Source organism: Paucibacter sp. Y2R2-4 (assembly GCF_025717535.1).
GTDB lineage: Bacteria > Pseudomonadota > Gammaproteobacteria > Burkholderiales > Burkholderiaceae_C > Paucibacter_A.
In genome coordinates this window covers 303,442-327,923 of sequence record NZ_JAJIRO010000006.1, presented here as the reverse complement: position 1 = coordinate 327,923, position 24,482 = coordinate 303,442, and the positions used below count along the sequence as shown (strand labels likewise).

Genomic DNA, 24,482 nt, shown 5'->3' with positions numbered 1-24,482 from the left:
AAGGCATCGGCATCAGCGAACGGACATTACACTGCCCTGTCATAAAGCGCTGAAACTGGAATGCATTCTTAACGATGTTAATGTTTCGTTAATTTGGTATTAACCCTTGAATTGATGTTTTAAAACCATCACCTGCGGCCAACCGCCTGACACCCCATGAACCTATTGCTAGCCGAAGACGATGCCATCCTGGCCGACGCCCTGACCGTGCAGCTGCGGCGCTCTGGATTTGAGGTCGAACATGCGCCCAATGGGGCGGTGGCCGAGTACCTGTTGCTGAAGTCGCCCTTTGACATTGCCATCCTGGATCTGGGCCTGCCCATGGTCGACGGCTTAACGGTTTTAAAGAAACTGCGGGCGGCGCGGCGCAATCTGCCGGTCTTGGTCTTGACCGCGCTGGACAGCCTGGACGACCGCGTCTCCGGCCTGAACGCCGGTGCAGATGACTATCTGACCAAGCCTTTTGACTTCCCCGAACTGAAGGCGCGGCTGCATGCCCTGCTGCGCCGCGGCCGGCCGCTGACGGCCGGGCAAGAACTGGGCAATCTGAACTTCGACCGCAATGCGCGGCGCGCCAGCGTACATGGCGAATCGCTGGAGCTGAGCCCGCGCGAATGGCTCTTGTTGGACTTGCTGCTGCTGGAACGTGACCGCGTCGTCACCAAGGAGCAAATCGTCGCTGCCTGGGCGCAAGACCGGGGCGAAAACGGCGGTGGCAATTCGGTGGAGGTCTACATCCACCGCCTGCGCCGCAAGCTCGAAGGCACGGGCCTGCAGATTCGCACCGTGCGCGGCCTGGGCTATTTGCTGGAAGCCGAAGCCGGCGGCGGCATGACTACACCGACTTGAGCAGCCGCCTATGACAAGCCTCGAGACGGTCAGCGAAGCGCCCCATGTGAGCACGGCCGCCCGCTCGCTGCACCGGCAGCTGTTTGTCTGGCTGCTGATGCCGCAGGTGGTCTTGTGGCTGGCCGCCGCCCTGTTCACCTACAAACTGGCCGAGCATTACGCCAACGCGGCCATTGACGCGAGCTTGTCGCAAACCTCGCGAACCCTCGCGCGCCAGGTCAAGCCGCTAGACAACGGCCTGTTCATCGACTTCCCGCGCGCCGCGCAAGACATTCTGGAAGCCGACCCCAGCGACCGGGTGCTCTACACCGTCAGCATGCCTCCCGGCCAATTCATCCTCGGCAACCGCAATCTGCCGCCACTGCCGCCAGGCGCCAAGCCGGTCTACGGCGAGCCTTTTTTCTACAACGGCAAGCTGGCCGCCAGCGACGCTGCGGCCGCGCCCGAGTCCAGCGCCAGCGGCGCACCCGCCAGCTCCGAGCCGCAGCGCCTGCGTGTAGCGGCCTTGCTGCTGCGCTACGGCACGCCCGATTCGCCCGGCCAGAGCATGTTGGTGCAAGTGGCCCGCTCCAGCACCAACCGCGAGCTGCTGGCACGGCAGATCCTGCTCGATACGGTGCTGCCGCTATCGGTGTTGATGGCCTTGATGACCATGATTGTCTGGGCCGGCGTGCGCACCGGCCTGAAACCACTGGCCCTGCTGCAGCGCCAAGTGGAGGGGCGCGCCGCCAATGACCTGACCCCCATCAAGATCAATGCCGCGCCGCCCGAGGTGCGTTCGCTGGCCCTGGCCATGAACAGCTTGCTGGTCGAGGTGAACCACAACGTCGTAGCGCAAAAGCGCTTCATCAGCGATGCCGCCCACCAGTTGCGCACCCCGCTGGCGGGACTGAAAAGCCAGACCGAGCTGGCCCTCTTGGACACCAAAGACCCGGCCTTGCAAGCCCGACTGCAGTTGGTGCACAGCAGCGCCACCCGCAGCGCCCACTTGGTGAACCAGCTCTTAAGCCTGGCGCGAGCCGAGCCCGAATCAGCCAGCCAACAAGCCCGCAGCCGCTTGGACCTGAGCCAGCTGGCCCGTGAAATCAGCACCGAGATGGTCCCGCGCGCGTTGGCGGCTGGGGTGGATCTGGGCTTTGAGCCCTCAGAGCAGGGGCGCAGCTGCCCGGTGCGCGGCTTTGAGTCTTTGCTGCGCGAAGCCCTGGTCAATTTGATTGACAACGCGATTCGTTACGCCGGCCGAGGCGCCAGCGTCACCGTGCGTGTCTATGCCAAAGACGGTCAGGCGTTCTTGGAGGTGGAAGACAACGGCCCCGGTGTGCCGGAGAGCGAGTCGGAGCGCGTCTTCGAGCGCTTTGTGCGCGCCACCCATGACGGCACCGGCTGCGGACTGGGTTTGGCCATCGTGCGCGAGATCGTCGAGCGCCACGCCGGGCGTGTGCAAATGCTGCCGGTTCAGCCGCACGGCGCGCTGGCTCGCGTCAGTCTGCCGGCCGCCGTTCAGGGATTGTCCTCAAGCTAATTCGTTAATTTTTTGTTAATAATTCAAAGTTCCCCTGCGCCGCAAGCGTCGGGCTCACGCTAGGAACTCATGCATCAATGAAGCCCACCCAAGCCTTGGAGCGCCAGCACGCCTGTGATCGTCAAGGCTCACGCGCGCCTATCGGACGGCCCTTGAAAGCCAGCCCACACAAGTCTGCCGCTTTGCTGCTGGCCTGGGCTTGTTTGCAGTTCGGCGCTGGCCCTGGGCTGGCCGGCGAGATCGAGGTTTTGCACTGGTGGACCAGCGGCGGCGAAGCCCGCGCCGCCCAAGCCCTGAAGGCCAGCATGCAGGCCAAGGGCCACAGCTGGAAAGACTTTGCGGTGGCCGGCAGCGGCGGCGATTCGGCCATCACCGTACTGAAGTCGCGGGTAGTGTCGGGCAATGCACCGGCGGCCGCGCAGATCAAAGGCCCTTCGCTGCAAGCCTGGGCCAATGAGGGGGTGCTCGCCAGCATCAATGATGTTGCCAAGGCCGAGCGCTGGGACGAGTTGCTGCCCAAGGTGGTCAGCGAGCAAATGAAGTACCGCGGCGACTACATCGCTGTACCCGTGAATGTGCACCGGGTCAATTGGTTATGGGTGAACCCCGTGGTTTTTGCCCGCACCGGCGCCAAGGTACCCAGCAATTGGGACGAGTTCTTTGCTGCGGCTGAAACCCTCAAGAAAGCCGGCGTCATCGCCCTGGCCCACGGCGGCCAGAGCTGGCAAGACCTGACCCTGTTTGAAACCGTGGCCTTAGGGGTCGGCGGGCCGGAGTTTTATCAGCAGGCCTTGGTGCAGCGGGATCTTGAGGCGCTGAGTGGTCCGACGATGGAAAAGGTCTTGAGCACCTACAAGCGCATCAAGCCTTATACCGACAAGAACGCGCCGGGCCGCGACTGGAACTTGGCCACCGCCATGGTGATCCGCGGCGAGGCCGGCATGCAGTTGATGGGCGACTGGGCCAAGGGCGAGTTCCTGGCCGCCGGCAGCCTGCCGGGCAAGGGTTTCATCTGCGCGCCGGCGCCCAGCACCAGCAAGGCGTTCATCTTTGTGATCGACTCCTTTGCGATGTTCAAGCTGAAGACCGCCGCCAACACTGCCGCCCAAAAAGACCTGGCCAGCGCCGTCATGTCGCCCGAGTTTCAGGAAGTCTTCAATCTGAACAAGGGCAGCATCCCGGTGCGCATGGGCATGAAGATGGACAAGTTCGACGACTGCGCCAAAGCCTCGGCCCAAGAATTCACCGCAGCGGCCAAGTCAGCCTCCCTGCTGCCCTCGGTGGCCAATGGCATGGCCGTCACTTCGCCGATTGAATGGGCGCTGAAGGACGCAGTCAGCCAGTTCTGGAACAGCGACAAGATGAGCAGCGCTGAGGCCATCAAGCGCATCGTGGCCGCCGCCAAATCGCGGTGAAAACCCGAAAGGCGCGCTCGATGCGAGGCCTTGTACAGTAAGAGCGCATTGCCCCAACAATCGCTTAACTCTGGTCGGAAAGACTGCCATGGCTGCAAAAAACACCATCTGCCTTTGGTACAACGGCGGCGCCTTGGACGCCGCGCGTTTCTATGCCGCCACCTTCCCCGACAGCGCGGTGACTGGCATCCACCAAGCGCCCGGCGACTACCCCTCGGGCAAGGAGGACGACATCTTGACCGTCGAGTTCACCGTGCTGGGCGTCCCCTGCCTGGGCTTGAACGGCGGACCTATGTTTGCGCAAAGCGAGGCTTTTTCCTTCCAGGTCTCCACCGAGGACCAAGCCGAAACCGATCGCCTGTGGCACGCCATCATCGACAACGGCGGCCAGGCCAGTGCCTGCGGTTGGTGCAAAGACCCATGGGGCGTGTCCTGGCAAATCACGCCACGCGCGCTGATCGAGGCGCTGTCTGACCCCGACCGAGCCGCCGCCAAGCGCGCCTTCGAGGCCATGATGGAGATGGGCAAGATTGATATCGCAGCCATTGAGGCGGCGCGCCGGGGCTAATGCCCCCTGCCCCAGTTTGGCAAACAAGAACGACAAAAGCGCCCAACTGAAGAGACCAGGGACTTGAAAGCGTCACACCCGCCCATATAATTCGACTGCTAGCACTCGCTCCCTGTGAGTGCTAACGACGTAAGAGACCCGGCGTGCCGGGTGTCCCAAGTCTCGAAATTCCCAGGCCGGGTGGCTGGCAGATCCTGCTGGTGCCCAGTTCAACGAAGTCCCGAAACTCTCTAGGAGATGTGATGAATCTGCGTCCTCTGCACGATCGCGTGATCGTTAAGCGCCTCGAACAAGAAACCAAGACTGCCTCGGGCATCTTCATCCCTGACGCCGCCGCTGAAAAGCCGGACCAAGGTGAAGTGCTGGCCGTCGGTAACGGCAAGCGCAACGACCGTGGCGACCTGATCGCCCTGAACGTCAAGGTCGGTGACCGCGTTTTGTTCGGCAAGTACTCGGGCCAGACCGTTAAGGTTGATGGCAATGAACTGCTCGTGATGCGCGAAGAAGACCTCTTCGCCGTTGTTGAGAAGTAAAGCTACTGCGCGGCCGCCGTGCGTCGTTGGCCGAATGCTCGGAATCCTCACGTGCAGCAAGCACGTTCCGGTTCCTGCGCTTCGTCCGCCTAGCCCGACAGCCGCTCGCTACGCTTTTCTTCTCAACCATTGATTGGGCAAGCAAAAGCGTGGTCCTTATTCACGAATTTGGAGAAATTTCATGGCAGCAAAAGACGTAGTTTTCGGCGGCGAAGCCCGCGCACGCATGGTTGAAGGCGTGAACATCTTGGCCAATGCGGTCAAGGTGACCCTGGGTCCTAAGGGCCGCAATGTGGTGCTGGAGCGTTCGTACGGCGCCCCGACCGTGACCAAGGACGGTGTGTCCGTGGCCAAGGAAGTCGAACTGAAAGACAAGCTGCAGAACATGGGCGCGCAGATGGTCAAGGAAGTCGCTTCCAAGACTTCTGACAACGCCGGTGACGGCACCACCACCGCGACCGTGCTGGCTCAAGCCATCGTGCGCGAAGGCATGAAGTACGTGGCCGCCGGTATGAACCCGATGGACCTGAAGCGCGGCATCGACAAGGCTGTGACAGCCCTGGTCGCCGAGCTGAAGAAGGCTTCGAAGGCCACCACCACGTCCAAGGAAATCGCTCAAGTTGGCTCGATCTCGGCCAATAGCGACGAGTCGATCGGCAAGATCATTGCTGACGCGATGGACAAGGTCGGCAAGGAAGGCGTCATCACCGTCGAAGACGGCAAGTCGCTGGACAACGAGCTGGACGTCGTCGAAGGCATGCAATTCGACCGCGGCTACCTGAGCCCTTACTTCATCAACAACCCAGAGAAGCAAGCCGCTCTGTTGGACAACCCCTTCGTGCTGCTGTACGACAAGAAGATCTCCAACATCCGCGACCTGCTGCCCACACTGGAGCAAGTGGCCAAGTCGGGCCGCCCGCTGCTGATCATTGCTGAAGATGTGGACGGCGAAGCGCTGGCGACTCTGGTGGTCAACACCATCCGCGGCATCCTGAAGGTTGTGGCTGTGAAGGCCCCTGGCTTCGGCGACCGCCGCAAGGCCATGCTGGAAGACATCGCCATCCTGACCGGCGGCAAGGTCATCGCCGAAGAAGTCGGCCTGACTCTGGAGAAGGTCACTTTGGCCGATCTGGGCCAAGCCAAGCGCGTCGAAGTGGGCAAGGAAAACACCACCATCATCGACGGCCTGGGCGCTGCAGCTGACATCGAAGCTCGCGTCAAGCAAGTGCGTATTCAGATCGAAGAAGCGACCAGCGACTACGACCGTGAAAAGCTGCAAGAGCGCGTGGCCAAGCTGGCCGGCGGTGTTGCACTGATCAAGGTTGGCGCTGCCACCGAAGTCGAAATGAAGGAAAAGAAGGCCCGCGTTGAAGACGCCCTGCACGCCACTCGCGCTGCTGTGGAAGAAGGCATCGTGGCCGGTGGTGGCGTGGCTCTGCTGCGCGCCAAGCAAGCGGCTGGCGCCATCAAGGGTGACAACGCTGACCAAGACGCCGGCATCAAGCTGGTGCTCAAGGCCATCGAAGCTCCTCTGCGCGAAATCGTGGCCAACGCCGGTGGCGAAGCCTCGGTGGTCGTGAACGCTGTGTTGGCCGGTTCGGGCAACCACGGCTTCAACGCCGCCAACGACACCTATGGCGACATGATCGAAATGGGCATTCTGGACCCCACCAAGGTGACCCGTACTGCGCTGCAGAACGCCGCTTCGGTGGCTTCGCTGATGCTGACCACTGAGTGCATGATCGCTGAAACACCGAAGGACGAAGCGCCTGCCGGTGGCATGCCTGGCGGCATGGGCGGCATGGGTGGCATGGGCGATATGGGCATGTAATGCCTGCGGGGTCAGGACTTGCCTGCAAAGGCAAGACCCGGCCCCCGTCGCTCGGCTCTTGAGATGCCGATCGGTGAGATTTTTCTCACAAAGAAGGGGACCGTTCACGCGGTCCCTTTTTTTTCGTCCCTCGAGACTGCAAGATGCGCGATGGCCCGGCGCAGCCCTTGCCGACTGATAATTGAGCCCTCCCCGGCCTAGCCCCTTCCATGTCCACGCCCCCCACCCTGATCTCCCTGTTAGAAGAAGCCATGAGCGAAGCGCCGGCCTTGGCCCGCCATCTGCTCAATGCCACCCAAGCAGCGCTGGACTCGCGCACCCAGTACTTCCCTTTGCTCGAGGGCTGGCGGCGCATGCGCGCCCGCTTCACCCACGACTTTGAAGCGGCCCTCTTGCCCTTGCTGCAAAGCGCCAGCCAGGGCCAAGACCCTTTGCAACAGCAAAAACGTGCCGGTGGTGGCCTCGATGCCCTGTGCCTGGTGGATGAGCGCCAGGCCCTGCAGGATGTGGCGGTGGCCCATGTGATCCAGGTCGTGGAAGACCAATCGCGCCCCGAGTTGCATCAGCTGGGCAATTTTTTCGCCGCTTTGCGCGGCACCGCGCGTGCGCGCAAGAACGAGAACCCGCTGCGCCCGGCGCTGTTTGCGCAGGCCTTGCTGGTAGCTTTGTCCAGTGTGGAGATGGACCCGCAGCGTCGTTATGAGCTGATGCAAGTGGCCGCCACGCCCATGGCACAAGGCCTACACCGCATTTATTCACAACTCTGCGCCCGGCTGCGCGCCGCCGAACTGAGCCAGTTGGTGGCCAGCCACGCGGCCCGCGACCAAGATGCTGACGCCGCCCACCGCTTTGCGCTGGCCAATCGCCAAAGCGAACCCGCCACCTTGGACGGCCTGGCGCGCCGTGTGCACGAGCACAACACCCGCCCGGCGAATATCAGCGCCCGTACGACAGCTCAGGCACAGGTCTTCAGCCCCAAGGCCGGCCCGGATATGTTGAGCCGCTTGTACGACCAGATCCTGGCCGACCCGCGCTTGCTGGCGCCGCTGAAGGCCTTGCTGGCGCGACTGCAAGTCGCGGTGGTGCGCTTATCGAGAAGCGATTCCAGCCTCTTGCACCGCCAGGATCACCCGACCTGGGCCTTGCTGAACCGCGTGGCCGCGCATGGCATGGCCTTTGAGCGCGCCGATGACGAACAGTTCCAGAGCTTTTTGCGCAGCATGGATGCCGAGGTGCAGGCCCTGGTCGACGCGCCCTTGCCCACGGCCTATCTGTTCGAACAGTCGCTGGCCCGCGTGGACGCCATGCTCAACAAGCAAGCCCAGCAGCGCAGCGAACGCAGCGCCGCCGCCTTGGCCTCGCTGGAGCGCGAGCAAATGCGCAAGCAATGGCTAGATCTACTGCGCGAGCAAATTCGCGCCCAGACGGCCGATGCACCTTTGGGCCGAAAATTGCGCCATTTCTTGCAGACGGCCTGGGTCGAGGTGATCGTGCAGGCCATGATCTTGCATGGCCGCGAGTCCGCGGCTGCCATGTTGCGCATCGAATGGGTGGATGAGCTGTTGGAAAGTTTGCAAACCCCCAAGGACGAAGCGGCACGCCACGCCTTGCGCCACCGCCTACCCGGCTTGATCGAAGCGCTGCGCTCCGGCTGCGATGCAATTGCACTGCCCGAAGAAAAGCGTGAACCGGTCTTGCATGAGCTGATGCTGCAGCATGGCCGACTCTTGCGCGGTTTGAGCGCGCTGGACGAAGGCGACACCGTGCCGCAAGCCTTGGCGGACGCCAAGGAGCGTCGCGAACTGAGCCAAGAGGAGTTGCTGCAACGCCTGCTGAACGAGCGCGAATCGCAGCTGCCCGAGCACTGGGCACATACGCGAGTGGATCGCGGCGAGCTGCCGACCGTGCCGGTGCAGCAGTTCGACCAAGACGATCAGCGCGCCGCGCTGGCGGCCATCAAACACTGGATGGACGCGGTGCACATCGGCGCTTGGTACCACCTCTTTGTGCAGAGCCAATGGCTGACAGCCCAAGTCGCCTGGATCAGCGAAAACCAGCAGTACTACTTGTTCGTCGGTCAAGACGCCGACGAGCGCCACTCCTTGACGCACGCCGCTTTGGAGCGGCTCTTGGCCAATGGCTTGATCACCGCGCTGGACGAAACCAGCCTGCTGCAACGCGCGGTCGACACCTTGATGCAAGACCTGGAGAGCCAGGGCTGAGCCAACCCTGGTTTCGGTCCTTCACGCTGATTTAAGCCGACGGCAGCGTTGGTGCAGCACCCGACTCGGTCGTTTCGCCGGCCCCTGCAGCAGCGGCTGCTGCAGACGATGCGGCGGCGGCCGCGAACTCGGCTTCAGTCACCACACGCGCCGCCTGCACCCAGCCGTGCAGGGTCTGCGCCACCTTGGCCACGCCCAGTTTTTTCAGCGCCGAGAACAGGGTGACGGTGATGTCCGAGGCCTCGGTCTCCAGCTGCTTCATATAGGCGCGAGTGCCAAACAAAGCCGCATCGGCATCCTTGCGATTGAGCTTGTCGGCCTTGGTCAACAAGACCAGCAGCTTGACTTCGCCCGAGCGCACGCGTGGCTCGACGAACTCCAGCAATTGCTTGTCCAGATCGGTCAAGCCCAGGCGCGAGTCCACCATCAGCACCACACCCGAGAGGCTGCGGCGCACGGCCAGATAGTCGGCCATGACTTTTTGCCAACGCAGCTTGGCGGCCTTGGCCACGGCGGCGTAGCCATAACCGGGCAAATCGGCGAACCAGGCATTTGCTGCATCTTTGGGACCCAGCTCAAACAAATTGATATGCTGCGTCCGACCGGGTGTTTTGGAGGCAAAAGCCAAGCGCTTTTGCTGAGCCAAGGTGTTGATCGCGGTGGACTTGCCGGCATTGGAGCGGCCCACGAAAGCAATTTCGGGCAACTCACTCGCAGGCAGATGCACCAACTCGCTGGCCGTTGTCAAGAAACGGGCCGTGTGGGTCCATCCCAACACCACCTTGTCCGATGGCGATGTCTCAATTTCCGCAGAATGCTGCGGCACAGAAGAGGTGTTGGTCATGAAGTGTTCTGGCTGAATGGATTGCCATTGTAAAATCTTAAAGTTGCGCTTACCGAATCTATAAATTCATGACTAAGACTGCTGCTTTCCTGTTGTCGAGCCTGCTGCTTGCCGCTTCCGCTGCAAATGCCAATGAGGCCAAGGCCCCATCCAAGCCAGACCTGGCCAAGGGTCAAGCCATTTCGGCCCAGGTTTGCGCCGCCTGCCACACGGCAGACGGCTCGCGCGGCAGCCCCGCCAACCCCATCCTGCAAGGCCAGCACACCGAGTACTTGGCCAAGCAATTGACCGAATTCAAGTCCGGCGCCCGCAATAACGCGGTCATGAAGGGCATGGCTTCGACCCTGTCCGACGAGGACATCAAGAACGTCGCCGCCTTCTACGCTTCGAAGACCGCCAAGGCCGGCTTTGCCAAGAACAAGGAACTGATCACCTTGGGCGAAAAGATCTATCGCGGTGGCATTGCTGACCGTCAGATCCCCGCTTGCGCAGGCTGCCACAGCCCCTCCGGCGCCGGTCTGCCCGCGCAGTACCCCCGCCTGGCTGGCCAGCACAGCGACTACACCGAAGCTCAGCTGAATGCCTTCCGCGCCGGCACCCGTGCCAACAATATTCAGATGGCTGGCGTGGCCGCCAAGATGAACGATCGCGAGATCAAGGCCGTGTCCGACTACATCGCCGGCCTGCGTTGAGCCCTGCTCGGCTCATCGCTTGCTGAGCCGCCCACAGGCTGCAAAAAACTCAAAAAGGCCGGTGAATCTCACCGGCCTTTTTTCTTGGCCCCTGCTCCAGATCCCCGATGTCCACCGACACCTCTCCCCTCAGCGAACCCAACCTTAGCCCCGCCCCGCCCCCCATTCAGCGCGGCAATGACTGGGCGCGTGAGTTGCTCGACTTGCTGGCTTCGATGCGTTTTGCTATCGCCTTGCTGACGGTGATCTGCATCGCCTCGGTCATCGGCACCGTGGTCAAGCAGCGCGAGCCGCTGAACAACTACGTCAACCAGTTCGGCCCCTTCTGGGCCGAGGTCTTCGGCAAGTTTGATCTCTACACCGTCTATGGCGCCTGGTGGTTCCTGCTGATCTTGGCCTTTTTGGTCATCTCCACCAGCCTGTGCATTGCGCGCAATGCACCCAAGATCTTTCAGGACTTGAAGAACTACAAAGAGCATGTGCGCGAGCAATCGCTGCAGGCTTTTCATCACAAGGCTCTGGGGCACTTGCCAGTCGCGCCGGAAGCGGCACTGGCTCAAGTGGCCAGCTATTTGACGGCCGAGGGCTGGAAGGCCAAGGTGCAGGCGCGCGAGCGAGGTGTGATGGTGGCTGCGCGCCGCGGCTCGGCCAACAAGATTGGCTATCTGGCGGCGCACTCTTCCATCGTGCTGATCTGTTTGGGAGGCCTGCTGGACGGCGATCTACTGGTGCGCGGCCTGATGTGGGCACAAGGCAAGACCATTTACCAAGGCGGGGGCTTCATCAGCGAAGTCAAAGCCGAACACCGCCTCGGCCCCAACAACCCGAGTTTCCGCGGCAACCTGATGGTGCCCGAGGGCGGCCGCGCTGCCACTGCCATTTTGTCCATGCCCAATGGCGTGGTGCTGCAGGACTTGCCCTTTGACGTGGAGCTGAAGAAGTTCATCGTCGAGTATTACGACACCGGCATGCCCAAGCTCTTCGCCAGCGATGTCAGCATCCGTGACCATGAAACCGGCGCCATCACCGAAGCCAAGATCAAGGTCAACGAACCGCTGATCTACAAAGGCATTGCGCTGTACCAAAGCAGCTTCGAAGACGGCGGCTCGGATCTCAAGCTCAAGGCGAGGCCGCTGGGTCGCGCCGATGCGAGCGGCGGCCCGGCCTTCATGATCGAAGGCAAGGTCGGCGGCAACACCGAGCTGAAGAACGAGAGCCAAAAACTCACGCTCGAGTTCGCGGGCCTGCGCGTCATCAACGTTGAGAATCTCGGCGGCAATGCCAGCGGCCCGGGCAGCACCGATGTGCGCAAGGTCGATCTGGTGGACTCGCTGCAAAGCCATCTGGGCAGCGGCGCCAAGACCAAGACCGACAAAGCCCTGCACAACGTCGGACCCTCCTTCAGCTACCGCCTGCGCGACGCGGCCGGCCAAGCGCGCGAGTACAACAACTACATGGTGCCGATGGAGTTGGACGGCCAGCGGGTCTTCCTCGCCGGGGTTCGCGAGACGCCGGCCGAAGCCTTCCGCTACCTGCGCATCCCGGCCGACGAGCAGATGAGCATGGACGGCTGGCTGCGCCTGCGCGAAGCCTTGATGGACAAAGCCCTGCGCGAACGCGCCGCACGCCGTTACGCCGAGGCCGCCACACCGAATGACAAGCCGCAGATGACGCCGCAGCTGCAGGCCACGGCACGCCGTGCCTTGGCTTTGTTCTCGGGTGCCGAGGGTGTCAAGCCCGATGACAAGGCAGCCAATATCACCGGCGGCCTGCCGGCGCTGTCGCAATTCATTGAGACCGAGGTGCCCGAAGCCGAGCGCCAGCGCGTCTCCGAGGTGCTTTTGCGCATCCTCAATGGCAGCTTGTTTGAACTCTACAAACTGTGCCGCGAAGAAGCCAAGCTGAGCCTGCCCACGCCGGACGCCAACACCCAGGCCTTCATGACCCAGTCGGTGCTGGCGCTCTCCGACAGTATGTTCTACCCTGCCCCGGTCTTGCTGCAATTGGAAGACTTCAAGCAAGTGCAGGCCAGTGTCTTTCAGGTGGCACGAGCACCGGGGCAGAAACTCGTATATCTTGGCGCCATCCTGCTCATCATCGGCGTGTTTGCGATGCTCTATGTGAAAGAGCGCCGCTTGTGGATTTGGTTAGAGCCCGCGCCGGGTCAGATCGAAACCACTCGGGTTCGCATGGCTTTGTCCAGCACCCGTGAGACGCCCGACACGGGCACCGAATTTGAGCAAATCAAGCTTGATCTTTTGAAGGAAGGCGTATGAACTCCGCCAGCAGCACCGTCAGCCCCACCTCCAGCGCCAGCAACAACTCAGGCTCCGCCCCAAGCGCCAGCATTCATATCGGGCGGCGCGGCTTCTTTTCAGGCCGCGACGTCTTTGACTGGCTGTTCGCCGCCCTGATCATTGCCGGCGGTTTGTTCGCCTTCTCGCGCTACGGTGCATCGATGGACGGCTACGAAGAGGGCATTCTGATCTTCGCCATGCCGGCCTTGATTGCCTTGGGCTGGTTCTGGCGTCCGCTGCGCATCCTGGTGCTGGCCGCCGGCGCTGCCAGCTTGCTGGCCATCAATCTTTACGGACAACACAGCGACGCCTTTGGCGCCGATTTGGCGGCGGCCGACAAGGTCTTCTTGCTCAAGTACGCCCTCTCCAGCCAAAGCGCGATCTTGTGGATGAGCTTGCTGTTCTTCATGAGCACACTGTTCTACTGGGGCGGCTTTTTCGTCAAGAACGGCGAGAACAGTGCGGCCGAAGCGATTGGCTCGCGCCTGGCCTGGGGCGCGGTCTTCATGGCCTTGGTCGGCACCCTGGTGCGCTGGTTTGAGAGTCACCAGATCGGCCCCGACATCGGCCACATCCCGGTCAGCAATCTCTACGAAGTGTTCGTGCTGTTTTGCTGGATGACGGCTTTGTTCTACCTCTACTACGAAGCCCGCTTCAAGACGCGCGCCCTGGGTGCCTATGTCCTGTTGGTGATCAGCGCTGCAGTGAGCTTTTTGCTTTGGTACACGGTAGCCCGCGAAGCGCATGAAATTCAACCGCTGGTGCCGGCCCTGCAAAGTTGGTGGATGAAAATCCATGTGCCGGCCAACTTCGTCGGCTACGGCACCTTCGCCCTGGCGGCCATGGTGGCCATGGCCTATCTGCTCAAGACCGCCTCGCAACGCGCGCTGCTGATCGGCTTGATCGGCCTGCCCGTCGGCCTGATTGCCGCCATCTTGGCGGCCCGCTTCTTCGCCGCCGACCTGCCGCCTGAAACCATTCAGGGCCTGGACGGCTGGGCCCGCAAGATGACGGGGCTGTTGGTCTTCTTTGGCGTTTGCGTGGCCTTGCGCAAGCCTTTGACCGCGCGCCTGCCGGCCTTGGCGACGCTGGAAGACCTGATGTACAAGTCGATCGCCCTGGGCTTTGCCTTCTTCACCATTGCCACCATCTTGGGCGCCTTCTGGGCCGCCGAGGCTTGGGGCGGTTATTGGAGCTGGGACCCGAAAGAAACCTGGGCCCTGATCGTCTGGCTGAACTATGCAGCCTGGCTGCATATGCGCCTGATGAAAGGCCTGCGCGGCATGGTCTCGGCTTGGTGGGCCTTGTGCGGCTTGGTGATCACCACCTTTGCCTTCCTTGGCGTCAATATGTTCCTGTCCGGTCTGCATTCCTACGGCACGCTGTAAGCAACCAACGCAAACAGCAGAAACCAGCGGCTCATGCCCCCCTCGCAACACGCCGCGCGAAGTCGCACTTCCATTGAGCCGCTGCGTGCCTGGGGTCGGGGCCTGATCCTGGCATTGGCCGGCTGGGGCGCCCTGATCAGCCCGACGACCCTGGCCGCGCCCTTGCAAATCGCCACCGGCGAATTGCCACCCTATGCGACGCAGTCACGCGCGGACCAGGGCATTGCGCTGGAAATCGTGCGCCGCGCGTTTGCGCTCTCCGGCCATGAAGTGGAGTACCACTTTCTGCCCTGGCCGCGGGCCCAGCAAGAAACCAAGGCCGGGCATTTCGACGCCTCGGCCTACTGGGGCGCCTCCGCCGAGAGGCGGCGCGACTTCTTGCTCAGCGACAACGTCTTGACCGAGCAATGGCTGATCGTGCACCGTCGATCCGTACCTTTGCAATGGCGCGAAATGAAGGACCTGAAGGCCTACTCCCTCGGCTTCATTCGCGACTACACCTACACACCCGAGCTCTGGGACTTGATCAAAAGCGGCGAGATCAAGGGCGACGCCACGCCCACCGATCTGGCCGGCTTACGCAAAATGTTGCTGGGGCGGATGGACGCCATGCCCATGGAGCGCAATGTCGCGTGCGACCTCTTGAGCCGGCACTTCAAGCCCAGCGAAGCGGCAAAGTTCGCGGCCTATCCGCGCGCACTGACCGATAGTTTCACCACCCATCTGATCCTGCCTCCGCAAGGCCCGCGCAGTGCAGGGCTGCTGGCCGACTTCAATCGCGGCCTCAAACGCCTCAAGGACAGCGGCGAGCATGCCGCCTTGATGAAGTCGGTGTCATGCCCGATGGGTTGGAACGACGGTCCATGAACCCAGGCGCGGCGGGCTCGATCGGCAGAGTTAGAGTTTTCTGCGCCCCATAATAGGCCCGCACTGAGCGGAAATTTCTAGCAAGCCGTAAGCTTTGGCCCTGCTGTCACGACTGACAGTCATTGCAACTTGACCAATAAAGGCTGCCATGCGCCGTGCTGAGCTTCTTTCCGCCTTCGGATCCCAGATTCTGGGCTCTGACATCACGCCACAAGAGGTCTATCTGCGACGCCGGCAATGGTTGCAAGTCATGGCCGCAGGCAGCGCCGGCACCGCCTTGGCCACCTGGGCCGGTCGAGAGGCATTGGCGCAAGTGCCGGGCGGCGGCAAGTTGGCCAAGCTGCCCGGTGCCCGCAGCGCGGTGGCCGGAGCCATGACCCTGGACAAGCCGACCCGCTACCAAGACGCCAGCAGCTACAACAATTTCTACGAATTCGGCACCGACAAGGCCGACCCGGCCCGCACTGCCGGCAGCCTGAGAACGCGCCCTTGGACCGTCAGTGTCGAGGGCGAGGTCGGCAAGCCCATGGTGTTTGACCTGGACAGTCTGCTCAAGCTCAGCCCTATGGAAGAGCGCATCTATCGGCTGCGCTGCGTCGAAGGCTGGTCGATGGTGATCCCTTGGGTGGGCTACTCACTGGCCGAGCTGATCAAAAAAGTGGAACCCACGTCCAAGGCCAAGTTCGTCGAATTCACCACACTGGCCGACAAGAGCCAAATGCCTGGCCTGCGCAATGGTTCGCTGGACTGGCCCTATGTTGAAGGCCTGCGCATCGACGAGGCCATGCACCCGCTGACCCTGTTGAGCTTTGGCATGTATGGCGAGGTGCTGCCCAATCAAAACGGCGCGCCCGTACGCTTGGTCGTGCCCTGGAAGTACGGCTTCAAGTCGGCCAAGTCCATCGTCAAGATTCGCTTGGTCGAAAAGCAACCCGTCAGCAGCTGGACCAAAGCCGCGCAACAGGAATATGGCTTTTACTCCAATGTGAACCCGCAGGTGGATCACCCGCGCTGGAGCCAAGCCAGCGAACGCCGCATTGGCGAAGACGGCCTGTTTGCCAAGAAGCGCCCAACGCTGATGTTCAACGGCTATGAGGCGCAAGTCGGACAGCTTTACGCCGGCATGGACCTGAAAAAGAACTACTGAGTCACGGTCGGCATGCGCAAGATCAATGCCTGGGGCCTGCACCCCGCGGCCAAACCTTTGTTGTTTCTTTTCTGCATGTGGCCCTTGGCGGCGCTGGTCTGGGGCGCAGCCCACGATCAGCTCGGCGCCAACCCGGCCGAGACGCTGATACGGCAGTTGGGCGACTGGAGCTTGCGGGCTCTGTGCCTGACGCTGGCCATCACCCCGCTGCGCACGGTCTTCAATCTACCGGCGCTGGCGCGCTTTCGGCGCATGTTGGGGCTGTTCACTTTCTTCTATGCCAGCCTGCACTTGCTGGCCTATGGCTGGCTGGACATGGGCCTGGCGCTGGCCGACATCGGCCGAGACATTCTCAAGCGACCTTTCATCCTGATGGGCTTCGCGGCCTGGCTCTTGCTGCTACCGCTGGCGGCCACTTCTTTCAATCGCGCCATCAAGGCACTGGGCGCCAAAACCTGGCAAAAGCTGCACAAGTTGGTCTATCTGATTGCCGGCATCGGCCTGCTGCATTTCTTTTGGATGCGAGCGGGCAAGCAGAACTTTGGCGAGCCGCTGCTGTACGCGGCGGTGGTCGCCGCCCTGCTCGGCTGGCGTGTCTGGAGGGCGCTACGGCGGCCGCAGAGCCAGGCCCTCGGCCGCTGATCTGCGGGCTTCTTCGCCCCCAGCGGGCCGAAATCCGGCTCGGCTGAGATAATCCGCGGATGAATGAACGTCCCGTCGTCTTGATCACCGGCTGCGCGCGCCGCCTGGGTCGCAGCATGGCGCTTGATTTGGCCCGCCACGGCTATGACATCGCCGTGCATTACCGCCATTCGCGCGCCGAGGCCGAAGCCTTGGCCGGCGAGTTGCAGGCCCTGGGTGCGCGCGCGTCCCTGTTCGGCGCCGACCTGGCCCAAGAGGCCGACTGCGAGGGCCTGGTGCCCGCCGTGATGGCGCACTTCGGCCGCCTGGACGCCGTGGTCAACAATGCCTCGCTGTTCGAGTACGACGATATCGAGAGCTTCAGCTACACCTCGATGGACTTGCATTGGCGCGCCAACACCGGGCCGGCCATCGTGCTGGCCCGCGCGCTGCGCCGTGCCTTGCCCTCCGCTGAAGCGCGCGCCTGCGTCGTCAATGTGCTGGACCAAAAGCTCTGGAACCCGAATCCGGACTATCTGTCATATACGCTCTCCAAAGCGGCGCTGGAAAGCGCCACCACCTTGCTGGCGCAAGCCCTGGCCCCGCAACTGCGGGTCTGCGGCGTGGCGCCTGGCGTCACCTTGGTCTCCGGGCCGATGGCCGACAGCGAATTCGCCCAAGCCCACCGCATGACGCCGCTGCAACGCTCGTCCACGCCCGAAGACATCGCGCAAGCCGTACGCTATCTGATCGAGGCTCGTGCGGTCACCGGCACCACCTTGCTGGTCGATGGTGGCCAGCACCTCAGCGCGCAAGCGCGCGATGTCATGTTTCTCACCACCCCCGCCACGTCGGGCCACTGATTCCCCTTGCCTCATCGTCTTATGCACAGCTCTCTTGCCCACCCTTCCCTGCTCGACTGTCGCCGCCTGTTTTTGCGCAATTACGAGGTCAATATCAATATCGGCGTGCACGACTTCGAGAAAAAAGGCGAGCAGCGCGTGCTGATCAATGTGGATCTCTACATCCCTCTGCGCCTGTCCACGCCCCAGCACGACGAGTTGAATGAAGTGCTGGACTACGACTTCATTCGCAGCAGCATTGCCGAGCGCGTCAGCCAAGGCCATATTCATCTGCAAGAAACCCTGTGCGACGACGTGCTGGCCTTGATGCTCAAGCACCCGATGGTGAAAGCCGCCCGCGTCTCGACCGAAAAGCCCGACGTCTACCCCGACTGCGACGCGGTCGGCGTGGAAGTGTTTGGCCTGAAACCCGAAGCCGCCTCGCAAGCATGATGAACCCTGAAATTCTCGAAGCCGCCGCGCCCACTGAAACGGCCGCCGAGCCCGGCGCAGAACCGAGCGCGAAGGCCTCGTTGGCGATCAACAAGCTGTCCAAGCGCCTGCACCGCCAGGTGGGCCAGGCCATCGTCGACTACAACATGATCGAAGAGGGTGACAAGGTCATGGTCTGCCTGTCCGGCGGCAAAGACAGTTATTCGCTGCTCGACATCCTGCTGAATATGCAGCAGCGTGCACCGATCAACTTCGAGATCGTGGCCGTCAATCTGGACCAAAAGCAACCCGGCTTTCCTGAGCATGTGCTGCCCGAGTATCTGAAGAGTCGCGGCGTGCCCTTCCACATCGAAGAGGCCGACACCTACTCCATCGTCAAGCGCCTGGTGCCTGAAGGCAAGACCACTTGCTCGCTGTGCTCGCGGCTGCGCCGTGGCAACCTCTACCGCGTGGCTGAAGAGTTAGGGGCGACCAAGATTGCGTTGGGCCACCACCGCGACGACATCATCGTCACGCTCTTGCTGAATATGTTCTTCGGCGCTCGCATGAAGGGCATGCCGCCGAAACTGGTCAGCGACACCGGCAAGCATGTGGTGATCCGGCCGCTGGCCTATGTGGCCGAGCCCGATCTGGTGCGCTGGGCTGCGCATCGCGAGTTCCCCATCATTCCTTGCAATCTGTGTGGCAGCCAAGAGAACCTGCAGCGCGTGCAAGTCAAGGCCATGATCAATGACTGGGAGAAGAAATTCCCCGGCCGCATTGAAAACATGTTCACCGCCATGGGCAATATCGTGCCTTCACACATGATGGACCGGGATCTCTTCCCCTTCCAAACCCTCAAAGCCACCGGACTGCCCGATGCGAACGGGGACATCGCCTTTGATGAAGAGGAAAGCTGCGCGCCGCCACAGGCCGCCAGCTCGGTGATCACCTTGCACCGAGACAAAACCACGACCGATTGATCACAAACGGTCAAACAAGCAGGATCAAAATGGGCGTCAAACCCAAGGAGACTCTGATGAAAACGCAACGTCGCATCGTCTTGACCGGATTGGCCGGCCTCGCAGTGCTGGGCCTCTCCGCTTGCAGCGGGCCGTATATGGTCAGCAGCGAGGTCGCCAGCTTCGGGGCTTGGCCTGAGGGGCGTAAGCCAGGCAGCTTTTACTTTGAACGCCTGCCTTCACAACAAGGTGGCGGTGAACGCGCGGACTTGCAGACGCAGGCCGAAGACAGCGCCCGCGCGGCGCTCTTGAAGGCCGGCTTCAGCGAAAGCAAGGACGCCAAGAGCGCCGATGTGCTGGTCTCTTTGGGCCAGCGCATCCGCGCCCAAGACTACGCGCCTTGGGATGACCCGCTGTGGTGGCGTTGGCATGGCAATTACAACTACTGGCGCTATGGCGCGCCGGGCCGCCATGCTTATCTCTACCACCCGTCCGACCTGATGGACCGGCGCTATGAACGCTCGGTGGCGGTCTTGCTGCGCGACCGGGCCAGCTCGGAACCGCTGTACGAGGCCCGCGCCAGCAATGAAGGCTCGGTGCCGGGCAATAGCGCTTTGCTGGGCGCCATGTTTGAAGCAGCGATGAGTGACTTCCCCAAGGTGCGCACCGAGCCGCACCGCGTCAGCGTCCAAGTGATGCGCTGACAAAGTGGCAGGCTGACACCGCGCCAGCGGTGCCCTGTCACTGGCCTGCAGCGCAGCACCGCCATAATTGCGGCTTCTCAGACGGAGCCGCAACTCTTTTATGTCGCTGAACATTGTCATCATGGCCGCGGGCAAGGGCACCCGCATGAAATCGGCCTTGCCCAAGGTCTTGCACAAACTGGCTGGCCGCTCGCTCTTGCGCCATGTGCTGGACATGACGCAGGGCCTGCAGGCTCAGCGCAATGTGGTGATCACCGGCCATGGAGCCGAAGCCGTGGAAACTGCAGTCGCCGGCCCCGGCGTGCAGTTCGTGCGCCAGATGCCCCAGCTGGGCACCGGCCACGCCATCCAGCAAGCCGTGCCGGCCTTGCCCGAGGACGAGGGCACGACCCTGATCCTGAACGGCGATGTGCCGCTGATCAAGCAAGCCACCGCCCAAGCCTTGGTCCAAGCCTGTGATGGCAAGGCCCTGGTGCTGCTGACCATCCACCTGAGCGACCCGAGCGGCTACGGCCGCATCGTGCGCCAGGGCGGCCAAGCGGACGGCAATGTGCTGGCCATCGTCGAGCACAAGGACGCGAGCGCCGAGCAACGCGCCATCCGCGAGGGTTACACCGGCATGATGGCCGCGCCCACCGGCGCGCTGAAACGCTGGGTCAGCCAGCTGAACAATCAAAACGCCCAGGGCGAGTACTACCTGACCGACATCGTCGCCATGGCCGTGGCCGAAGGCGTGCCGGTGCTGGGCATTGCCGCACCGAACGAGACCGAAGTGCTGGGCGTCAACAGCCCGGTGCAGCTGGCCGATCTGGAGCGCCGCTTCCAGTTGGAGCAGGCTGAAACGCTGCTGGAAGCCGGTGTGCGCCTGGCCGACCCGTGCCGCTTCGATCTGCGCGGCTCGCTCCAATGCGGCCAAGACGTGGAGATCGACGTCAACTGCGTGTTTGAAGGCACTGTCGTCCTGGGCGACAACGTGCGCATCGGCGCCAACTGTGTGATCCGCAATGCCAGCATCGGCGCCGGCGCCCGCATCCATGAATTCACCCATATCGACGGCGAGAAGGCCGGCGGCGCCAAGGTCGGCGCCGGTGCGCTGATCGGCCCCTTCGCCCGCCTGCGCCCCGGCGCAGACCTGGGCGAAGAAGTCCACATCGGCAACTTCGTCGAGGTCAAGAACTCGACCCTGGCCAAGGGCGCCAAGGCCAACCACCTGGCCTATCTGGGCGACGCCACGGTGGGCGAACGCGTCAACTATGGCGCCGGCTCCATCACCGCCAACTACGACGGCGCCAACAAGCACCGCACCGAGATCGGTGCCGACGTCCATGTCGGCAGCAACTGCGTGCTGGTGGCACCGATCACCATCGGCGCTGGCGCCACCATCGGCGGCGGCTCAACCGTCACCAAACCGGTGGCGGCAGGTGAGCTGACTGTGGCGCGCGGCAAACAGGTGGCCATCCCCGGCTGGACCCGTCCGGTCAAGAAGCGCTGACAAGCCCGCAGCGGGGCGTGATAATTGCACGTGAGCGCGCCCTTTGGGCGCCCGCCTCCCCCGGTCTGCGGGAGGCGCTGGCGAACAGAGGCGCCTAAGCTTGGGACCAATGCATTGAAGGCAAACAATCATGGCGCGCAGTACCGCTCGGCTCCCAGCATCCAACACGCAAGCTCAGTTGGATGACAGCATTTTGATCGACAGCCCCTGGCTCAGTCTGGACGAAGAAACCGCCCGCCAAGAGCAGGCGGCGCGCAGCGCTGCCCTGGAAACCCAGGCGCAGTACCACGCCCAGTGTGACGATGCAGCCAGCGCCTGCTGGTATCTGTGCCGCAGTCTGGGTCTGGCGCGCCAAATGGAAGCCGGCGGCGAGCCCACGCTGGAGTTGCTGTTTGAATTGCTCGGTGCCCTGGCTGATTTGCCGGCCGACATCGGCAGCGCGCCCATGCCCGAACAAGTCGGTGCCGACAATTTGGGCGTGTTTGAACTCTGCCAGCAATTGGCTGCCGCTCGCGAGGCCAGTCAAGAAGCCTGGGTCGAGGCCGAGATCGCCGCACCCGAGCACCAGCTCAAACACTGAGCGCGGCTGAGGCTCTGGTTTGCCCCTTTGCAAACCGCCTCCCTGATGGGCATGCTGCAGGGCACCTCGTTCTGGAGTGCCTGCTATGAAACTCGTTAAAACCCTGATCCTGCTGGTCCTGATTCTGGTGGGCGGCCTCTATTTCGGCGGCATGGCCCTGTCGTCCAAGTTCCATGTCTCGCGCACGGTACAAATTGAAGCCAGCCCCGACAAGGTCTATGCCCTGGTCGCCAGCCCACGCCAGTGGAAGCAATGGAGCGTCTGGAATCAGCGTGACCCCATGATGGCCATCGAATACAGCGGCCCCGAATCGGGCCCGGGTGCCGTCTGGGCCTGGAAGAGCAAGAGCGAGGGCGACGGCAAGATGACCTTCACCACCGCCGAGCCTCCCAAACGCATGGGCTATGAGCTCTACTTCCCCGATTTCGGCACCACTTCCAGCGGCGAGTTCCGCTTTGAATCCACCTCCCCCAGCGCCTGCAGCGTCACCTGGTCCATGGATGGCGATATGGGCAGCAATCCCTTGTTCCGCTGGATCGCGCTGTTCAGCGACAAGATGGTGGGCGCCGATTTTGAGGCCGGCCTGGCCCGTTTGAAAGCGCTTGCGGAGAAGTCTTGAGGCCTGTTTCGCCAGCTGCCTCAATTTGCAGCAAGTCAATGTTTTTCATGACAAATCAATGACTTGCCGCAGCGGCGGACAGCTTGCCCACGAACTTATCCACAGATGACGGGGATAGTTCCTTCAAGCCCCGATCTGCGTTCGGATATGGCCTGCCAGGGCTTGCAGGGTGGCCTGCAAGCATTGCTGCAAGGGCGCGAAGCCCGCATTCGGCTCACGGCTGGCTTCATCCATGTAAATCGGCCGGCGGATTTCGATTTGCAGGCTGTGCCGACGAAGCGCCGGTTGGCCGATCTGAGCAATCAGCGCCACACCCTTGTAAGGATTGTTGCGGGCCACGCGATAGCCATGCGCTCGCACGCTGGCCTCGATGACGTCCAGCAAAGCCGGCTCACAGGTGCTGCCATCCCGGTCGCCGAGCACAAAGTCCGCCAGCGGCTGCTCGCTATTGCGCCCCAGCCGAGCAAACGCATTGCCCGGCATCGAGTGCAAATTGAGGTGCCAAACCGCGCCATGGGCTTGGTAGGCCGAGTCCACCGCCGCCGACAAAGCCTGGTGGTAGGGCTGCCAACAGTTGCGGAGGCGCGCGTCCACCTCGGCCACGCTCAAGCGACGCTGATACATGGGCTGGTCGGCCGACAGGCCCCGCCAGATCAAACCAAAGCCCAGGCGCGACTTCTCTCCGGGTGACAGCGGATGCGGCCAGGGCCCATCCAGCAGTTCCGGGTCTAAATCACTCAGTTCGCGATTCACGTCCACATAGGTGCGAGGGAACAAGGCCTCGATCAAGGTGCCGCCCAAGGCTGGCACGGCAGACCAAAGCTTAGCCACATGGGTGTCCTCGCCCTGGCGCAGCGCCGCCAGCGGCTGACAACTGCCAAAGTCCGCCGGGTAGCACACGCCGCTGTGAGGTGAATCACACACCAAGGGCAAAACAGGCCCGGCTGCCGCCAAGGGCGGATGCACCCGCACCGCATTGCTGGGTTTGAATTGATAGTTGACTTGCATACGGCTCAGTCCAGGCTGATTTTGGCCTTGGCCACGATGCGGCGGTATTTGTCCAAGGCCAGTTTGATCTGCTGGCCGAACTGCTCGGGCGTGTTGGCCATGCTGATGCCGCCAATCGCCGTGGCGCGCGACTTGAACTCTTCGTTTTGCATGGCCTTGTGTGCGGCCTCATTCAGCTTTTTGATGATGGCCGGAGGGGTGCCGGCGGGTGCCACCAAGCCAAACCAGCCGCCCTCACTCATTTCTGTGAAGCCCAGTTCCTTGTAGGTGGGCACCTCGGGCAGCAAGGGGCTGCGTTGCGGCGCCAGCAGCGCCAGCGCGCGCAGTTTGCCGGCTTTCACGTGCGGCAAGGTTGAAGGCAGGTTGTCGGTCATCGCATTCACCACGCCGGCCAAGGCGTCATTGGAGGCCTGGGCCGCTCCCTTGTAGGGGATGTGCAGCATCTCAATGCCGGCCAGGTCCATGAATAGCTCGATATTCACATGACCCAAGGAGCCATTGCCGGGCGAGGCAAAGATGTATTTGCCCGGCGAAGCTTTGGCCAGGGCGATGAACTCTTTCATGCTCTTGGCCGGCACGCTGGGATGCACCACAAAGACGCTGGGCACTTGCATGATGTTGCTGATGGGACTGAAGTCCTTGATCGGGTCATAGCTCAAGCGCGGGTTGATGGCTGGGTTAGCGCCATGGGTGCTGACCGTGGCCATGCCAATGGTGTAGCCATCGGCCGCAGCCTTGGCCACCGCATCGGCCCCCAAAGCCCCGCCGCCACCCCCGCGGTTCTCCACCAACACCGTCTTGCCCAAGATGGGGCCCATCTTCTCGGCCAGCAAGCGCGCCACCATATCGGTCGACCCACCGGGTGCGAAGGGAACGATCAATTTGACGGGCTTGTCTGGATACTCGGCAGCATGCGCAGAAACCGGCAACAACAAGACCGACACACCGAAGGCCAGGAGACAGTTTCTGATCGGGGAAAAAACAGACATGGCGAAGAAGAAAGGGGTGACAGAGGCTTGCCATTCTGGAGCCAGCATCAAGCGCATG

General features: G+C 62.4%; 23 protein-coding genes. 20 read left to right on the top strand and 3 right to left on the bottom strand.

Annotation, left to right across the window (positions count from 1 at the left end; translation table 11 throughout):
* The first annotated feature begins 156 nt into the window (after positions 1-156).
* From LNV06_RS22400 to LNV06_RS22370, 7 genes are all read left to right on the top strand, one after another.
* The gene (locus tag LNV06_RS22400; protein ID WP_263540530.1) at positions 157-849 is read left to right on the top strand and encodes a response regulator transcription factor; all 693 of its coding nucleotides are present in this window, start codon (positions 157-159) and stop codon (positions 847-849) included.
* Positions 850-859: 10 nt separating this feature from the next.
* Positions 860-2,371, top strand: a complete 1,512-nt coding sequence (locus tag LNV06_RS22395) for a sensor histidine kinase (protein ID WP_263540529.1) — start codon at positions 860-862, stop codon at positions 2,369-2,371.
* Positions 2,372-2,448: 77 nt separating this feature from the next.
* Positions 2,449-3,786, top strand: coding sequence for an ABC transporter substrate-binding protein (locus LNV06_RS22390; RefSeq protein ID WP_263540528.1), 1,338 nt, complete (start codon positions 2,449-2,451; stop codon positions 3,784-3,786).
* An 88-nt stretch (positions 3,787-3,874) separates the two neighbouring features.
* Entirely contained in the window at positions 3,875-4,354 is a 480-nt protein-coding gene (locus tag LNV06_RS22385; RefSeq protein ID WP_263540527.1) for a VOC family protein, read from the top strand.
* Between the two features lie 242 nt (positions 4,355-4,596).
* Positions 4,597-4,887, top strand: coding sequence for a co-chaperone GroES (gene groES, locus LNV06_RS22380; RefSeq protein WP_263540526.1), 291 nt, complete (start codon positions 4,597-4,599; stop codon positions 4,885-4,887).
* 181 nt (positions 4,888-5,068) lie between these two features.
* Positions 5,069-6,718 carry a chaperonin GroEL gene (gene groL, locus LNV06_RS22375; protein ID WP_263540525.1) on the top strand — a complete coding sequence of 550 codons (1,650 nt, stop codon included), beginning with the start codon at positions 5,069-5,071 and terminating at the stop codon, positions 6,716-6,718.
* Between the two features lie 209 nt (positions 6,719-6,927).
* Positions 6,928-8,940, top strand: a complete 2,013-nt coding sequence (locus tag LNV06_RS22370; RefSeq protein ID WP_263540524.1) for a DUF1631 family protein — start codon at positions 6,928-6,930, stop codon at positions 8,938-8,940.
* A 31-nt stretch (positions 8,941-8,971) separates the two neighbouring features.
* On the opposite strand, the gene yihA is transcribed toward LNV06_RS22370, so the two are convergent.
* Positions 8,972-9,784, bottom strand: a complete 813-nt coding sequence (yihA, locus tag LNV06_RS22365) for a ribosome biogenesis GTP-binding protein YihA/YsxC (protein ID WP_263540523.1) — start codon at positions 9,782-9,784, stop codon at positions 8,972-8,974.
* A 68-nt stretch (positions 9,785-9,852) separates the two neighbouring features.
* Between yihA and LNV06_RS22360 the strand changes: the two genes are divergently transcribed.
* The 13 genes from LNV06_RS22360 (at position 9,853) to LNV06_RS22300 (ending at position 22,427) form a co-directional block, all read left to right on the top strand.
* Complete coding sequence (locus tag LNV06_RS22360) at positions 9,853-10,476, top strand: c-type cytochrome (RefSeq protein ID WP_263540522.1); 624 nt, start codon at positions 9,853-9,855, stop codon at positions 10,474-10,476.
* 107 nt (positions 10,477-10,583) lie between these two features.
* A complete protein-coding gene (locus tag LNV06_RS22355) occupies positions 10,584-12,752 on the top strand; it encodes a cytochrome c biogenesis protein ResB (protein WP_411970149.1) in 2,169 nt (722 codons plus the stop codon).
* Positions 12,749-14,161 (top strand): c-type cytochrome biogenesis protein CcsB, encoded by a 1,413-nt coding sequence (gene ccsB / locus LNV06_RS22350; protein WP_263540521.1) that lies wholly within the window; start codon positions 12,749-12,751, stop codon positions 14,159-14,161. Before LNV06_RS22355 ends, ccsB begins: the two co-directional genes overlap by 4 nt.
* A gap of 33 nt (positions 14,162-14,194) precedes the next feature.
* On the top strand, positions 14,195-15,028 hold the full coding sequence (locus LNV06_RS22345; RefSeq protein ID WP_263540520.1) for a substrate-binding periplasmic protein: 834 nt from the start codon (positions 14,195-14,197) through the stop codon (positions 15,026-15,028).
* 148 nt (positions 15,029-15,176) lie between these two features.
* On the top strand, positions 15,177-16,175 hold the full coding sequence (gene msrP, locus LNV06_RS22340) for a protein-methionine-sulfoxide reductase catalytic subunit MsrP (RefSeq protein ID WP_263540519.1): 999 nt from the start codon (positions 15,177-15,179) through the stop codon (positions 16,173-16,175).
* 12 nt (positions 16,176-16,187) lie between these two features.
* On the top strand, positions 16,188-16,817 hold the full coding sequence (gene msrQ, locus LNV06_RS22335) for a protein-methionine-sulfoxide reductase heme-binding subunit MsrQ (protein WP_263540518.1): 630 nt from the start codon (positions 16,188-16,190) through the stop codon (positions 16,815-16,817).
* A 59-nt stretch (positions 16,818-16,876) separates the two neighbouring features.
* Positions 16,877-17,659, top strand: a complete 783-nt coding sequence (locus LNV06_RS22330) for an SDR family oxidoreductase (RefSeq protein ID WP_263540517.1) — start codon at positions 16,877-16,879, stop codon at positions 17,657-17,659.
* A gap of 21 nt (positions 17,660-17,680) precedes the next feature.
* The gene (locus LNV06_RS22325) at positions 17,681-18,091 is read left to right on the top strand and encodes a dihydroneopterin aldolase (protein WP_263540516.1); all 411 of its coding nucleotides are present in this window, start codon (positions 17,681-17,683) and stop codon (positions 18,089-18,091) included.
* Entirely contained in the window at positions 18,088-19,053 is a 966-nt protein-coding gene (gene ttcA, locus LNV06_RS22320; protein ID WP_263540515.1) for a tRNA 2-thiocytidine(32) synthetase TtcA, read from the top strand. The genes LNV06_RS22325 and ttcA overlap by 4 nt, the downstream gene beginning before the upstream one ends.
* 56 nt (positions 19,054-19,109) lie before the next feature.
* A complete protein-coding gene (locus LNV06_RS22315) occupies positions 19,110-19,736 on the top strand; it encodes a DUF4136 domain-containing protein (protein WP_263540514.1) in 627 nt (208 codons plus the stop codon).
* Positions 19,737-19,836: 100 nt separating this feature from the next.
* On the top strand, positions 19,837-21,228 hold the full coding sequence (glmU, locus tag LNV06_RS22310) for a bifunctional UDP-N-acetylglucosamine diphosphorylase/glucosamine-1-phosphate N-acetyltransferase GlmU (protein ID WP_263540513.1): 1,392 nt from the start codon (positions 19,837-19,839) through the stop codon (positions 21,226-21,228).
* A gap of 130 nt (positions 21,229-21,358) precedes the next feature.
* Entirely contained in the window at positions 21,359-21,808 is a 450-nt protein-coding gene (locus LNV06_RS22305; protein ID WP_263540512.1) for a hypothetical protein, read from the top strand.
* Positions 21,809-21,893: 85 nt separating this feature from the next.
* Positions 21,894-22,427 carry an SRPBCC family protein gene (locus tag LNV06_RS22300; protein ID WP_263540511.1) on the top strand — a complete coding sequence of 178 codons (534 nt, stop codon included), beginning with the start codon at positions 21,894-21,896 and terminating at the stop codon, positions 22,425-22,427.
* Between the two features lie 123 nt (positions 22,428-22,550).
* Here LNV06_RS22300 and LNV06_RS22295 read toward each other — a convergent pair whose 3' ends face one another.
* Positions 22,551-23,435 (bottom strand): N-formylglutamate amidohydrolase, encoded by an 885-nt coding sequence (locus LNV06_RS22295; RefSeq protein ID WP_263540510.1) that lies wholly within the window; start codon positions 23,433-23,435, stop codon positions 22,551-22,553.
* A gap of 5 nt (positions 23,436-23,440) precedes the next feature.
* The gene (locus LNV06_RS22290; protein WP_263540509.1) at positions 23,441-24,424 is read right to left on the bottom strand and encodes a tripartite tricarboxylate transporter substrate binding protein BugE; all 984 of its coding nucleotides are present in this window, start codon (positions 24,422-24,424) and stop codon (positions 23,441-23,443) included.
* Positions 24,425-24,482: the final 58 nt, after the last annotated feature.